General features: G+C 41.6%; 17 protein-coding genes. 6 read left to right on the forward strand and 11 right to left on the reverse strand.

The window, feature by feature from the left end; genetic code table 11:
* Nucleotides 1-44: 44 nt before the first annotated feature.
* Nucleotides 45-866, reverse strand: coding sequence for a vanadium-dependent haloperoxidase (locus OKX00_RS12235; protein ID WP_265407553.1), 822 nt, complete (start codon nt 864-866; stop codon nt 45-47).
* A gap of 152 nt (nt 867-1,018) precedes the next feature.
* On the opposite strand from OKX00_RS12235, the gene OKX00_RS12240 reads away from it, so the two are divergent.
* Nucleotides 1,019-1,294, forward strand: a complete 276-nt coding sequence (locus OKX00_RS12240) for a YciI family protein (RefSeq protein ID WP_265407554.1) — start codon at nt 1,019-1,021, stop codon at nt 1,292-1,294.
* A 49-nt stretch (nt 1,295-1,343) separates the two neighbouring features.
* Here the strand turns inward: OKX00_RS12240 and OKX00_RS12245 are convergent, their stop codons facing one another.
* Nucleotides 1,344-1,628, reverse strand: a complete 285-nt coding sequence (locus OKX00_RS12245; protein ID WP_265407555.1) for a hypothetical protein — start codon at nt 1,626-1,628, stop codon at nt 1,344-1,346.
* 10 nt (nt 1,629-1,638) lie between these two features.
* Nucleotides 1,639-2,415, reverse strand: coding sequence for a class I SAM-dependent methyltransferase (locus tag OKX00_RS12250; RefSeq protein WP_265407556.1), 777 nt, complete (start codon nt 2,413-2,415; stop codon nt 1,639-1,641).
* Between the two features lie 107 nt (nt 2,416-2,522).
* Here OKX00_RS12250 and OKX00_RS12255 point away from each other — a divergent pair, with 107 nt between their 5' ends.
* The 3 genes from OKX00_RS12255 (at nt 2,523) to yjcZ (ending at nt 5,917) form a co-directional block, all read left to right on the forward strand.
* Complete coding sequence (locus tag OKX00_RS12255; RefSeq protein ID WP_265407557.1) at nt 2,523-4,697, forward strand: MMPL family transporter; 2,175 nt, start codon at nt 2,523-2,525, stop codon at nt 4,695-4,697.
* A 141-nt stretch (nt 4,698-4,838) separates the two neighbouring features.
* Complete coding sequence (gene plsY / locus OKX00_RS12260; RefSeq protein ID WP_265407558.1) at nt 4,839-5,417, forward strand: glycerol-3-phosphate 1-O-acyltransferase PlsY; 579 nt, start codon at nt 4,839-4,841, stop codon at nt 5,415-5,417.
* A 254-nt stretch (nt 5,418-5,671) separates the two neighbouring features.
* Nucleotides 5,672-5,917, forward strand: coding sequence for a sporulation protein YjcZ (yjcZ, locus tag OKX00_RS12265; RefSeq protein WP_265410534.1), 246 nt, complete (start codon nt 5,672-5,674; stop codon nt 5,915-5,917).
* On the opposite strand, the gene OKX00_RS12270 is transcribed toward yjcZ, so the two are convergent.
* The 8 genes from OKX00_RS12270 to OKX00_RS12305 all read right to left on the reverse strand — a co-directional run bounded on the left by OKX00_RS12270 (nt 5,907) and on the right by OKX00_RS12305 (nt 12,078).
* Complete coding sequence (locus OKX00_RS12270) at nt 5,907-6,233, reverse strand: hypothetical protein (RefSeq protein WP_265407559.1); 327 nt, start codon at nt 6,231-6,233, stop codon at nt 5,907-5,909. The two genes, yjcZ and OKX00_RS12270, sit on opposite strands and share 11 nt — an antisense overlap.
* Before the next feature lie 39 nt (nt 6,234-6,272).
* Nucleotides 6,273-7,010 (reverse strand): exonuclease domain-containing protein, encoded by a 738-nt coding sequence (locus OKX00_RS12275; RefSeq protein WP_265407560.1) that lies wholly within the window; start codon nt 7,008-7,010, stop codon nt 6,273-6,275.
* Complete coding sequence (locus tag OKX00_RS12280; protein WP_265407561.1) at nt 6,988-8,046, reverse strand: DUF294 nucleotidyltransferase-like domain-containing protein; 1,059 nt, start codon at nt 8,044-8,046, stop codon at nt 6,988-6,990. Before OKX00_RS12280 ends, OKX00_RS12275 begins: the two co-directional genes overlap by 23 nt.
* Nucleotides 8,047-8,105: 59 nt before the next feature.
* Nucleotides 8,106-9,398, reverse strand: coding sequence for an ammonium transporter (locus OKX00_RS12285; RefSeq protein WP_265407562.1), 1,293 nt, complete (start codon nt 9,396-9,398; stop codon nt 8,106-8,108).
* 161 nt (nt 9,399-9,559) lie between these two features.
* The gene (locus tag OKX00_RS12290) at nt 9,560-9,991 is read right to left on the reverse strand and encodes a BrxA/BrxB family bacilliredoxin (protein ID WP_248252704.1); all 432 of its coding nucleotides are present in this window, start codon (nt 9,989-9,991) and stop codon (nt 9,560-9,562) included.
* Between the two features lie 77 nt (nt 9,992-10,068).
* Nucleotides 10,069-10,719: an SDR family oxidoreductase gene (locus OKX00_RS12295; protein WP_265407563.1), complete on the reverse strand. Its 651-nt coding sequence runs from the start codon at nt 10,717-10,719 to the stop codon at nt 10,069-10,071.
* A gap of 77 nt (nt 10,720-10,796) precedes the next feature.
* Nucleotides 10,797-11,375, reverse strand: coding sequence for a cysteine hydrolase family protein (locus tag OKX00_RS12300; protein WP_265407564.1), 579 nt, complete (start codon nt 11,373-11,375; stop codon nt 10,797-10,799).
* Nucleotides 11,376-11,397: 22 nt separating this feature from the next.
* On the reverse strand, nt 11,398-12,078 hold the full coding sequence (locus tag OKX00_RS12305; protein WP_265407565.1) for an MgtC/SapB family protein: 681 nt from the start codon (nt 12,076-12,078) through the stop codon (nt 11,398-11,400).
* A gap of 220 nt (nt 12,079-12,298) precedes the next feature.
* Between OKX00_RS12305 and OKX00_RS12310 the strand changes: the two genes are divergently transcribed.
* Together OKX00_RS12310 and OKX00_RS12315 are read left to right on the forward strand one after the other, a co-directional pair.
* Nucleotides 12,299-12,637, forward strand: a complete 339-nt coding sequence (locus OKX00_RS12310) for a DUF485 domain-containing protein (protein ID WP_265407566.1) — start codon at nt 12,299-12,301, stop codon at nt 12,635-12,637.
* A complete protein-coding gene (locus OKX00_RS12315) occupies nt 12,634-14,175 on the forward strand; it encodes a solute symporter family protein (RefSeq protein ID WP_091005616.1) in 1,542 nt (513 codons plus the stop codon). The genes OKX00_RS12310 and OKX00_RS12315 overlap by 4 nt, the downstream gene beginning before the upstream one ends.
* Nucleotides 14,176-14,182: the final 7 nt, after the last annotated feature.

Genomic DNA, 14,182 nt, shown 5'->3' on the forward strand with positions numbered 1-14,182 from the left:
ATAGTTATCTGACAATTAAATAAAAAACTCCCGGCATCGGGAGTTTATTTAATATGGCGATCCAAAACGGATTCACAGTGCTGGCAATCGTCCAGCGGACTGGCATAATGAGTGGATAGATTCGCATGCTTGTTGCTCTTCTGAACTTCAACCGTGATTTTTTGATAGTTCAAGGAGGAGACCACAAATTCACCAATTTGAGTACCCAGTTTAACCCCCTCTTCATTATCGGCATGAAAATGCACTCCTGCAAATAACCGGGAAGCCGCATCTTCTTCAGCTATACCATGCAATTTCTCTGCTTCGTGAGGGAAAAAATGAGAAAGAATTGTGTTTGCGCAACCAGCTACTGCTGCATGCCCAGAGACATACGAAGGGAAGCGCGGAGTACATATGACGGTTTTCAGAGAAGGATCAAGCTGTATTGGCCTTGCGACATCCCAGAGATATTTGTAATGCCAGACGACGCACAACGTATCAGAAATACCCAGCTGCAACGCAGACAGCAAACGTGCTGCAAGAGGGGGCGAAAGCTGATAAGCGCTGATCAGTTTTCCTGCCACCATTGACCAGTTGGATGTCGGCAGCAATGCATAATATTTCGCTATTTTTTTTTGCTTGGCAGTCAGTCTATTTAATGTTGATCTAACGATTGTTAACTCTTTGCCTGTAAAATCAACTTCCGATGGGTCTTTGATCTCCCATTCAATAACTTCTCCTTTAAAATCCGTAAACTCTCCCCTTCTGTTTCTTCTTAGGAAATAGGTCGGCCAATTGCCTGCGGTCGGTTCCACTCCAACTGCTTCTCTCTTCTCAAATTTTTTGTACAGTGAATTCCAGGTCGGATACGTTACGTGTTTACCCATACATCTCCTCCAATGTCCTAAAAATCAGCTATATAAATTAACCATATGGAGGAAACGAAAAATCTTTCTTGTAATTTTGCAGTGTGAATGACTTTTCTTTTTGAGGAATTCCTTACATAATAAAAGAGATTAAGAATTTTAGGAGGTCAAACATGAACTATTATGCTGTACGTCTACCGATACTGGATGAAGAAAAGAGCCGCGTTTACCGAGAGGATCATTTGAAATATCTTGAAGGTCTTGTTGGTCAGGGAAATATCTTTACATATGGAAGATTTACTGACGGCACTGGGGGCCTTGTTATTTATAAAGCGGAAGATCTTGAGGAAGCTGCTGCTCTAGCAAAGCAGGATCCTTATGTATCCTCAGGTGCAAGGGATTTTGTAATTAATGAATGGGCAATGAATACAGACGTTCTGTCCCGTTAATAAGATAAGTGCAAAAGACACAAAAAGGCCCAGTAAGCAGAAGAGCTGTTTACTGGGTTTTTTCACGAATATAGCGGATGAACCCTTCTTTGGATCCATCATTTGTCAGAAGCTGCTGAACATAATAAACATCTTTAAGAGGGCCGTTCTGCTCAAATGAAGCAATCAATCCACAGGACCGGGGATCGTCAGCTAATTCCTGATACCAAGTCTGAGCTTTTAATTGATCCATGTAATCTTCGAGGTCAGGGTCTTTTATTCTGAAAATATTTTTTTTAATGAAACCTGCAATCCCAGCCCCTGCTAAAAGCAGTAAAAGCAATCCTGTTATCATTTGAAACTCCTTATTTAGTTAATTCGATAACCGAATAATGAAATTTAGAAGATGGCCTTTTAATAACCGTAAATCCAAACTGCGAAAACCTGGTACTCTTAAAATGGTCCTTTAAAACGACCCTTTGCCTTGCCACACGTTCGGCCTCATTTATCGTTTCTTCTGTTATAGGCACATAGGCAGCCATACCCTTTAAGCCTTTGAGTCCTGGCGAGTCAATGGATTCCTCAAACATCGGATCAAAATAAACCACATCGAACGAATCATCAGGAAGGGTTTTCAAATAGGAAAAGTGGTCTTCGTTCAAAATGGCGATTCGCCGCATCGCATCATCCATCTCGTTAATACCGCTTTCCCAGGTGACAAGTCCGCTTTCTACCAAAAAAGCGATATAGCGGTTTTTTTCGATGCCAACCACCTTACCGCTGTTTCCGACAGCCAGACTGCAAACAATGGCGTCAGAAGCCAGTCCAGCTGTACAGTCCAACATGGTCATTCCCTTTTCAAGCCTTGCTGCTGAAAGTAAGGGATCCGTTTCACCGCGGAGTATTTGTTTCACTCTAAACATGGAGGAATTCGGATGAAAAAAAAGCGGTTCTGATTGTCCCAGTGGATGAAGTGTTAATTTTTCTTTGCCAACCATTAATATATGGTCATTAAATTGGGTATGTAAGGAAGATATGGATTGATTTTTTCTGGAAACCAGCCTGCCATGTACCATTCGGTTTATTTTTTCTGCCTTTTCTATCAGTTTATCATCAAATTTTCCTGCTGTAGTCACAATCATATCCACGTCACCTGTTACCTTGTTTATTTAATCTTTTCATCTATATCACATTTACCGGTAAAGGGCAATATTCAGCCATCGTTGTATCTCTTAATAGGAGGAAGAAAATGAGAGACAAGGGCATCTTTCAAATGATTGGAAAAGGGGCTTTTAAATACCGCAAGCTCATTATCGTATTTTGGGTTTTAGTGACAGCAGCATTCAGCATGCTTGCCATTAAACTTCCGGATTCATTAAGCGGCAGCGGCTTTGAGATGGAAGGTTCATTCAAGAAAGTTGAAAATATAATGCAGAAGGATTTTAACCAGCCAAAATCGTCTGTAATGATTCTGTTTAAATCAAGTAATCTCTCACCTGATGATCCAGTATACAAGAAGACGGTAGATGAGGCTCTGAGAAAATTGCAGTCTGTTGATCACGCAGTAAGTGTAACGTCCCCCTATGGGTCACCAAAAATGATTAAAGGGAAAACAGCATATGCTACCGTGAATTTCGATAAAAGCTTTGATGAATTAAAGGATTCTATCAAGCAGATTCGGAAAAAGACGAAAAGTACAAAGGATATGCAGATTGGGATTACAGGCGGACCAGTGATTGCAGAAGATATGAATACTGCCAGCCAGAAGGATCTCGCCCGAGCAGAAGCGATCGGCCTTCCTGCAGCACTGATCATATTGCTGCTGGCGTTCGGGGGATTAATCGCAGCCGGGTTGCCCATAATCATCGGCTTGGTCAGTGTGGTCTGCGCTATGGGGATTCTTTTTCTGATTGGCCAGGAGTCCAGCTTAACGATATTCATCCTTAATGTAGTGCCAATGATCGGGCTCGCCCTAGGTATTGATTTCGCACTCCTGCTCGTTAATCGGTTTAGAGAAGAACTTGAACGTCAGAGTATTGAGGACGCAGTTGTCATCTCGGTACTTACTGCAGGAAGATCGATTGCTTTTTCAGGATTTTGTGTGTTTCTGGGTCTTTCAGGGATGCTGCTGATTCAGATTGATATCTTCAGATCCGTTGCACTCGGCGGAATGGTCGTCGTCATTATTTCTGTTATTAATGCACTCACATTTCTTCCTGCTGTTTTGGCAGTACTCGGTAAACGAATTAATTCTTTTATGCTGCTGAGGCGAAAAAACGGCCGTTCAGGATGGAGAAAATTTGCTTCATTCGTGATGAAAAGACCTGCAATCATGCTTATATTTTCAGTAGCGATCTTAATGTTGGCCTTAATCCCTGTCCATGATTTAAAGCTTTCTATCCCTGAAGCCGAGTCTCTTCCTCCTCATTATGAATCAAGAATTATGTTTGAGCGATTTGAAGACACGTTTGGCAAGAAAGAATTATATCCTGTAACCATTGTTGCTGATGCCGGCGGAAAGGTATTGACCGACCGCCAATTATTGAACACCGAAAAGCTCGTTAAGCGGCTTGAAAAGGAAAAAGCAGTAGAGCATGTTGAATCCCTGTTTTCCTACACAGGAAGCCTGACACCGGCTGAAATTCTTGCAACCAGCAAAACTAAACAAGGCAGTGAAAAACTGAAGCCTGTTTTAGATCGCTATGTAAAAAACGATAAGACAGTGATCAGAGTTTATCTTTCTATTGATGTCACTTCAGAAAAGGCAAAAAAATGGGTGAAAAAATGGGAGGGCAAAGAGAATGGATTAGAGCTGATCCTCGGGGGACCCACAAAGTTTAATCAGGAGATTTTTGATGAAATCATTAATAAAACACCAGACGGTCTATCCATTGTCCTTTTATCGACTTTTGTTGTTCTTCTAATTGCCTTTCGATCGCTATTTATCCCTTTAAAAGCCATTTTAATGAATGTTATTAGCCTTTCTGCGACATTCGGAATTCTCGTGTGGATTTTTCAGAGTAGTTACTTAATGGATCCTGTCAGTATAGGTTTGATGATCCCAGTCTTTACTTTTGGTATTGTGTTTGGTCTCAGTATGGATTATGAGGTTTTCCTGATTTCCAGGATTCAGGAAGTCTATCAGAAAACCGGTGATAATGATAAAGCGACATTGGAAGGTTTAACGTCAACCTCCAAAATCATTACATCCGCGGCAGCCATCATGATTGTCATTACGGGATCGTTCATTTTTACAGATGTTATGCCTGTAAAACAAATTGGTATCGCCATTGCACTCGCCATTCTTATTGATGCCACACTAGTCAGAATGATCCTCGTCCCCTCATTAATGAAACTGATGGGCAGATGGAACTGGTGGCTGCCCTTTCGAAGGAAAAATATAGCGAAGAACCATGCTCATTAAAGCATGGTTTTTTTAGGTTCATCTTTTCCCGTTCCAGCTTCAGCCAGAACAGACACTACACATTTCAATCTAAAAAACATCTGTTACCTGGAAGCGATTGCATATATAATAAGAAGAAAAGACAGGCAGAAGGTGAATCATTTGATACTTTTAATTTTGGTCATATCTTATATCATTGGTTCCGTTCCTTTTGCGCTCATCGTAGGCAAATGGAAGTATGGAATTGATATCCGCGAGCATGGCAGCGGAAATTTGGGAGGTACCAACACCTTCCGTATCCTTGGAAAAAAAGCGGGTTTCATCGTAACGATTTCAGACATTCTTAAAGGGACGCTTGCAGCCTCCCTTCCGTTGCTGCTGAATACGGATTTGCATGTCCTGTTAGCTGGAATACCGGCTGTTATTGGACATTGCTACCCTCTTTTCGCAAGATTCAAAGGCGGAAAAGCAGTGGCCACTTCTGCGGGAATCTTGTTATTCTATGCACCGTTAATGTTCTTGCTTCTTATTGCCGTCTTCTTTATGGTACTCTACCTTACGAAATATGTTTCTTTATCTTCACTGGTTGCTTGCATGGCCGCGGTATTATATGGAATCGTTGTCCACGATATTTTATTAATAACCGTTATGTCTGCATTCTTGCTCTTTTTGCTCTATCGGCATCGAACGAATATCGGCAGAATTATCGCAAAAACCGAACCGAAAATTAAATGGCTATAATGAGCGTTCCATCCGGAATGCTTTTTTATTTTCAAAAAATCCGCATTTGTCCGTTACCGAGCAGGGCGAACGTACATAGGCTGTATGGAGATATATACCTAATATTATTTAACGACGGAGGGACAATAATGGAAAATAAAAAAATAAATGTACCCATGGCACCTGTTAATAAACCAGTAAACACCCCTTTAAATATTCCTATGAATGCACCGGTAAAGGCTCCGGTCAACCTGCCGGTTGCACCCGGCAAGGCGATCTATGATCACCATCACCTCGGACATCACGGTTACGACTACGGATATGGATGCGGGTATGGGTATGGGTATGGAACTGGATACGACTACGGAACAGGTTATGGATTCGGCGGAGGAAGGCACGGCTATACATTGATTATTGTGCTGTTTATTTTATTGATCATTATTGGCTGTTCTTGTTGGTCCGGCTTTTCTGGAGACGAATGTTGCGAAAGCAGCAGCAGCAGCCGTAGACTCAGTAAATAAGAATATTAAAAAAAGAAAGGGGCTGTCCTGAAAGTCGAAAATTGACCTTCAGGCAGCTCCTTTGACGTGAAAAATCTTCAATGAAAAGTTGATTGGAGTGCAAGGTGCGAGACTCCTCGAAAATGAACTTCACATTTTCTTCGTGCGATAAAAAGCTGCCGGAGCCTTCCTTGTCCTGCGGGACTAGCGTGACAGGTGAGACTCCCACAGACGCTTGCGCCAAAAAGTAGGCGTTCACGCCGGTAAGGCTCACCGCACGCCCCGCGAAAGTAGGAGCTCGCGCCGGTAAAAGCGAGCAGCCTGGAACGAAGATCAACAGCTACCAGACTTCTTGGACAGCCCCTTTCTTTTTAATTTATTTGATATAAACGTAAAGATCTTCAAGTGTCTCAATCCCTTTTTCTCTGCAAAGGTCCAATAGGCTTCTCCAAAGATCAACCATGATCAAAACATCTCCTTGAGCACTATGTCTGTTGCAGCAATCGATGTCAAAGTAAGAAGATGCATTGTCCAACGTTGGAAAAGCAGATGAACCTACAAGTTTTTCTGTAATCAATGCCAGTTCAAGTGATGGCAGTTTTAATGAAGAACGGTATCGTTTCCACAAGTAATGGTTAATAAAAGCTATATCATGTGAAATATGATAACCGATTATCACTCCGCCCGAGAGAAAGCGAAAGATTTCTTCCGCTTTCTCATCCAGCGTTGGAGCGTTCTTCACATCGTCTTCAATGATTCCGGTTAAACTTCTGATATCGTCTGGAATTTTGACAGAAGGATTAATGAATTGGTGGTATTGTTCAATAACCGTCGAATTCTTCATCTTTGCGGCGGCTATTGAGAATATTTGATCCCCATGTTCCGGCCTGAAACCTGTTGTTTCAGTATCCAGAATAATAAATAGAACGTCATCCAGCTTTGTTTTTAAATCGGCTCGTTTGGAAGCCTTCTCTTTCAAGATTTTTCTTATCCAGGCTTCATGCTGAAAGGAACCAGGATTTCCAGGAGGGACTTCTTCCCGATTCAATCCAAGATTGAATAATCTATGCATAATATACTTTAGATTTCTTTCAGATCCCGGCTGATTGTTCAAAACTTGTTCCTCTCTTTTTGATCTGTTTTTGTATCAGTTTGGTCAGTTTCATTGTGCGTTTAAGCTGCTGAGCCGCTTTAGAATCCATAGTAGTCAACCATAAATGATAATCAAGTCTATCATCCATTTCCTTCAGATCAATCGAGTGAGCTAACCGCAGTTCCAATAAAAAATCATAAGCCGCAACGCATTCATCCATCTGTAAAGAGGAAAAACAGCCTTTCTCGTTCAGACCGAAGATTCGTTCTCTTGTAGACTGGGCGCCTTCTCCATACAACAACGACAACAATTTAATGTTATTGGTAAACGGAGCGAATACTCCTTGTTTCAAGTCGAAGCGCCCTGCAAATTTCCCCCAGCGTTCTGTAAAGATCATTCCGAAGATGTTAATCGGTATTTCGTGTGAAGTTACGAGTTCTGCCATTTTTTTGAGGATAAACGGACGCTGGCGTATTTCCTGGATAAACCATTCCCTTAAGCGATACAGAAGTGCAGGGAGGCCATAAACAGGCTTTGTATCCAGCATGATCATAATGTATTTCAAATCATCTTCTGATCCTTTATTTAAATAGGAGGATAGCTGATCTTTCCACTCCTCAACACTATTCCTCCATCGAAGGTTGGACGCCATCACGTTTCCCTGGCATAAGGGATAGCCTACTTCAGCTAAATATTGGACAGCCGTCCGGGAAAATTCTTCAGCAAAAGCCTCAACCTCTCTCTTATCTGCATGACCAGTCTGATAGATTAGCCCATTATCCTGATCTGTCCATATCGTTTGTTCGTGCCGTGCACTCGATCCCATACTGAAGAAGCAATATCTTTCTCCAGGGGCTGTTCCTATAGTCTCTCTTGTTGTATCGTAAGCAAACGAAACAGTCTTACGGGTTAAAACATCGTGAATATCGTTCAGTGAATTGTATCTGTTATTAATAGAGAGACCGGAAGCTTCCAGCCCTTGAATAAACGGAATGATCTCCTCATGAATCTCCCTAAGTTCCTCCAGTGCAGCAGCTTTCTTCACTCGTTCTTTCATCTCATGAACTGTTACCGTGTCTTGGTATTTCGATTCATTAGAAAAATTAAGCATAAGAATCAGTTGGCTTTCTGAGTAATTGCCGGATCTAAATGCTCAGGGTATCCATAGGAACCATGTTCACTGATATCAAGGCCTGAAATTTCCTGCTCAGGGGTAACCCTTAATCCGAAAAGTTTCTTCAAAGCAAATAATAGAATAAAAGAAACGATAGCTACATATCCAGCCGCACCAATTACTCCTACTGTCTGAACGAAAAGCTGATGAACTCCGCCGCCATAAAAAAGACCTGCCTTTCCGACACCAGTTTGCTCTACTAGGCGCGGCGATGCGAAAAATCCGGTTGAGATCGTTCCGATGATTCCAGCGATACCATGAACCGAAAAAGCATAGATCGGGTCATCAATACCTTTTCTCTCAAAATATATAGAAGTCCAGAATGTAAATGCTCCCGCGAAAGCACCAATCACGATCGCTGCCCATGCTTCCACAAAAGCGCAAGCAGCCGTAATGGCAACTAATGCTGCGAGCACTCCGTTTACCATTGCTGGAATATCCGCTTTTCCTGTTAATAGTTTTGAAGTCAGAATAGCGCCGATTGCGCCAGCTGCAGCGGCAAGGTTGGTTGTTAAAGCGATATAACCGAAGAATCCATCCGCTGTCCCCATTGTGCTTCCCGCGTTGAATCCAAACCAGCCAATCCACAGGATGATGCCTCCAAGAACAGTGTAGACCTGATTATGGCCAGGGATGAGATTTGGTGTGCGATCTTTATTGAATTTTCCAATACGAGGACCTAAAAGCAATGTAGCTACAAGTGCAGCGATCGCACCTTGAAGATGGACGACAGTTGATCCAGCAAAATCCTGCATGCCCATTTTCCCAAGCCATCCTCCTCCCCAAACCCAATGGCCGATGATCGGATAAATCAAAACAGTAAACACTGTTCCGAAGATAAAATAGACGGATAGTTTTGCCCGCTCAGCAAATCCTCCCCAAGCGATTGCCAATGAAACACCTACAAATGCGAGTTGAAATAAAAATTTAAGAGAAAGCGGAACATTGGCCCAAGACAAGGAATCAAACGTTTTGCTGTCACCGTGCAAGAGCCAGCCTGTCGTTCCTAAAAAGCTGTTCCCTTCCCCAAAGGTAATGCCAAAGCCAGCTGCCCAAAAGGCAATTGTAGCAATAGCAAAACTTAATATCTGTTTTCCTGCAACATGACCCGAATTTTTCATTCGGGTGGATCCTGCTTCTAAAAGTGCGAATCCAGCTTGCATTCCAATTACTAAAATTGCAGCAACCATTACCCATAAAGAATCAATGAACATCAATACAGTACTTTCTTTCATGTTATCTCTCCACCCTTCTCATGTCATGTTTTCTAACATCATTAGATATACTATATGACATGAAAATAAAAATGGCAATTGTTTTCTGAATATTTTCTCAAAATTAGTTGTGAGATTGATTTTTTCGCACAAAAAAAAGAACTCAAAATGAGTTCTTTTAATTATTTATTATTTTTCTCATAGGCGGTTACAAGATTCTCTACAATTTCTTCTGCGCTGTGGTTCTCAATATCGTGACGATGGATAAAATGCACTACTTCTTTTCCCTTTAAAAGTGCCATGGAAGGTGAAGAAGGAGGGTAACCTTCAAAATAATCTCTCATCCTTGCCGTTGCTTCTTTATCCTGGCCTGCAAAAACTGTAACAATGTTATCCGGTTTTGCTGCATGATTCAAAGAGTAGATCGCAGAAGGCCTGGCCAATCCAGCAGCACATCCGCATACCGAATTAATAAAAACGAGAGAAGTTCCTTCCGTATTCTCCATAAAACGATCAACTTCTTCTGGTGTTGTCAGTTCACTAAACCCTGCATTTGTAAGCTCATTTCTCATCGGCTGAGCCATCTGTCTCATGTATTCTTCGTAAGCGTTCATTTTATCCCTCCAAATAGATCTGTACACTAATTATAGCTGATTCCGTTGACGGAATAAACTCATTTATCTTTTACCTTTTACTTTGCCATCTCTTCTGATTCAATTACAGTATTACCTTTTATATTCCCTTGAGCAAACTCGTACATGGAACGCGCAACCAAATTCCCTGAAACAGGCAGATACTTTCGAAGTTTCCCTTTGAACAGAAAAGATAGGGAGTTGGCGAGCCATTCTCCTGCTTTTTCTCCCGTCCTCCACTCCTCCCGGTTCCCAGTTAAAAGTGAGGGGCGGAAGATTCCAACAGAAGGAATAACTGCTTTCCTTACGGCTTGTTCCATTTCTCCTTTTACACTGCTGTAAAAAAACCTGGAATCTGGCTTGGCACCTATGGCAGAGATTACGAGAAAGCGCGAAGCACCTTGTTCTGCGGCAAATTGAGAGATCATCACGGGATACTCAAAATCAACTTTTCGAAAGGCTTCCTTCGTTTTAGCCTTTTTTATCGTCGTCCCTAAACAGCAAAAGATATCATTTGCACTAAAAAATTGCTGATAGGATGGCAGTTCGTCAAAATTAAACTGCTTTTCGATGAGTTTTTTATGATGAACGCCTGTTTCATTTCTTGTTAACACGATGACTTGATCATAGTCATCACTGCTGACAAGCAGCCGGAGAAGTTCTTTTCCTACCAAACCGGTTGCTCCCGCAATCAATGCTGTTTTTGGCATGGGATCATTCCTTCCATATGATCTTGTGGCCTGTGACAATTAAAAAGGCGGAGCTGGCCGCCCGCCTTCCAAACGAATCAAAATATTGAAGTAAATTCGCTGTCCTTAATTACCTTTGCGCCTAAAACGTTTGTAAAATGCTGGAGTGCCCATTGGTGCCCTTCCGAATTAAAACTTTGCACAGCATCCTCGTGAATCACAATTTTATAGCCCTTATTGTAAGCATCAATAGCTGTATGAAGAACACAGATGTCAGAACATACTCCAACGAGATGCAGCTCTGTAATGTTTCGTTCTCTAAGTTTAAGATCCAGATTGGTACCCGCAAACGCACTGTATCGTGTTTTATCCATCCAGTAAATGTTGATTTTTTCCTGTGCAGTTAGAGAATCAGCAAGTTCACCAAGTTTTCCATATTGCTCCCGGCCTTTTGTTCCTCTGATGTTATGAGATGGAAACAGGCGGGTCTCTGGATGATAAGAATCTTCTTCTTCGTGGAGATCAACAGCAAAAACAACAAAATCTTTTTGTTCAATAAAATGTTTTGTTATTGTTGTAATCCTTTTTTCTATGGATTGACCAGGAACTCCGCAAGTCAACTTTCCATCGTCTGCTACAAAATCATAGGTATAATCTACAATCACTAATGCCTTCATTCACAGGGCCCCTTTTATGAAGTTAGCTCAACGTTTCAATTTCTACGTTTTGAACTCCTTTTATCTCTTTAATATCATAATAAATGTCAGTTGTATATCTTTTTTCATAAATGCTCAAGGTAAGCTCCATTTTACTTGTGCCATTTTCCAGGTCCTTTACACGAACATTCAGGATCTTTAATTGTTTTTGTTTGATTTCTTTTACCATCTCAGTCATGTTCCATCCATCCGGCACAATAATGCGAACACGGGCTTCTTTTTCTCTCAGCGTTTTGGGGCCCATCCATTTCATGATCATTGGAATTAACTCAACACTGATTAGGATCATAAGAGCTCCAGCTGCTGCTTCTAAAAAGAAACCTGCACCTGATGCTATTCCCAGCCCGGATGCTCCCCAAATCATTGCAGCTGTAGTCAGTCCGGAAATTACATCATTGCTTCTCCGTAATATCACCCCTGCTCCAAGAAAACCGATCCCGCTTACGACCTGTGCAGCCAGACGCATTGGGTCCATCATCGTTCGCCCGGTTAATTCAGAGAAGCTCTTCGCTGACTCGATGGATACGATCGTTAATAAACAGCTGCTGATTGAAATCACCAAACAGGTCTTTAACCCGACAGGTTTTCGCTTAAGCTCTCGCTCGAGACCGATAACTAATCCAAGAAATGCCGAAATGCCAAGTTTAATTAAAATCAAGCTCAATGCTTCTCACCATCCTTCTTTCCTTCTTCCTATGTATATGTAAGGTAAATATCCTTAAAATACTATAACCTTAAGCTAACATCAACTTATATCTTTTAAAAAGCTAGATAATAAGCCGTAATTTTTATATAATGGAAATGATTTAATTTTCAGAAAAAAACAAAAAGGAGTGTTGCATGATGTTAAACAAAATACCCGCTCAGGCTCAGGAGGGGATAGAGTGTTAGCAGAGAAAAAATCTGAAAACAAAAATATTAATTATTCCAAGATTGCTTCTTCTGCGTCCTTTAGACACTTACTTCAAGCAAAAAAGAAATTTCTTCTTCCGATGTCCATTTTCTTCTTTGTTTTTTATTTTACTCTCCCCATCATGACCTCATACTCTACAATTCTTAATACTTCTGCATTCGGTGAAATTAGCTGGGCCTGGGTTTTTGCTTTTTCACAATTTATTATGACATGGGCATTATGCAGCCTTTATTCTAAACGAGCGGTTGCTTTTGACAAACAAGCAGATGAGATTATACGTCAGTCTTTAAAGGAGGCTGACAGAAAATGAATACAGCTTTTATGCTATTTATAGCAATTGTGGCAATTACCCTTGTGATTACTTATTTTGCAGCAAAACGCACAAATACAGCCAATGATTTCTATACAGCCAGCAGTGGACTGACAGGCTGGCAGAATGGCTTCGCGATCGCAGGGGACTACATGTCAGCAGCATCTTTCCTCGGGATTGCCGGGTCTATTGCACTTTCGGGTTTTGATGGCTTTTTTTATTCCATCGGCTTTCTTGTGGCTTACCTTGTTGTCCTCTATCTCGTGGCTGAGCCTTTGAGAAATCTGGGGAAATATACAATGGCTGATATGATTGCGGCTAGGTTTAATGATAAAAAAGTCCGGGGTGTGGCTGCGTTAAACACCATCACTATTTCAATCTTTTACATGATTGCTCAATTGGTCGGTGCGGGCGCGCTGATTACCTTATTACTCGACATAGAGTATACAACTTCTGTTCTAATTGTTGGTGTGCTTATGACAGTCTATGTGGTGTTTGGAGGAATGATGGCGACAAGCTGGGTTCAGATTGTAAAAGCGGTACTGCTGATGGCAGGTACTTTCATTATCTCTCTGATGGTATTTGCAAAATTCGGCTACAGCATCACGGGTATGTTTGAACATATAAAAACAGCCACCCCATTAGGTGAGAGTTTTCTCCATCCAGGAAACAAATACAAAGATCCTCTGGACACTATCTCTCTGAATCTGGCACTGGTTCTGGGAACGGCAGGACTTCCCCACATACTTATTCGCTTTTTTACTGTAAAGGATGCACCAACCGCAAGAAAGTCAGTCGTTTATGCGACATGGATGATTGGTATCTTTTATATTATGACAATCTTTCTTGGTTTTGGAGCTGCTGCTTTCGTTGGAACTGATTCTATCATAAAAGCAAATGCCGCCGGAAATATGGCTGCCCCACTGCTTGCAAAAGCGCTTGGGGGAGATTTCTTGTTTGCTTTTGTATCTGCAGTTGCTTTCGCTACCATTCTGGCAGTAGTTGCTGGTCTAGTCCTTTCAGCTGCTTCAGCATTCGCCCATGATTTTTACAGTCAAATCTTACGGAAAGGCGAAGCCACTGAAAAAGAACAGATGAAAGCTGCCCGTTGGTCTTCCATTGGGGTAGCCATCTTGTCCATTATCCTGGCGTTATTTGCACAAAAATTAAACGTAGCTTTTCTCGTTTCACTTGCTTTTGCTGTAGCTGCCAGCGCGAACCTTCCCATTCTATTATTCACTGTATTTTGGAAGCGCTTTAATACAGCCGGAGCCATTTCTGGAATGCTGGTTGGGCTCTTAAGCTCACTTATTTTAGTAGCTCTAAGCCCAAGCGTTTGGTCTCCAGAAGCAGGGATGGCGATTTTGGTTGGGGAACCTGTCTTCCCATTAGCAAATCCAGGTATTGTTTCAATTCCACTCGGATTCATTGGTGCAATTGCAGGTACCCTTCTTTCCTCTAATAAATCTGATGATGGCAAGTTCGATGAAATCGTAGTCAAGGTCAATACCGGAATCGGTCTCCGAGATAATGCTTAAAATAAAA

The organism is Fictibacillus sp. KU28468, from assembly GCF_026153615.1.
Lineage (GTDB): Bacteria > Bacillota > Bacilli > Bacillales > Fictibacillaceae > Fictibacillus_C > Fictibacillus_C marinisediminis.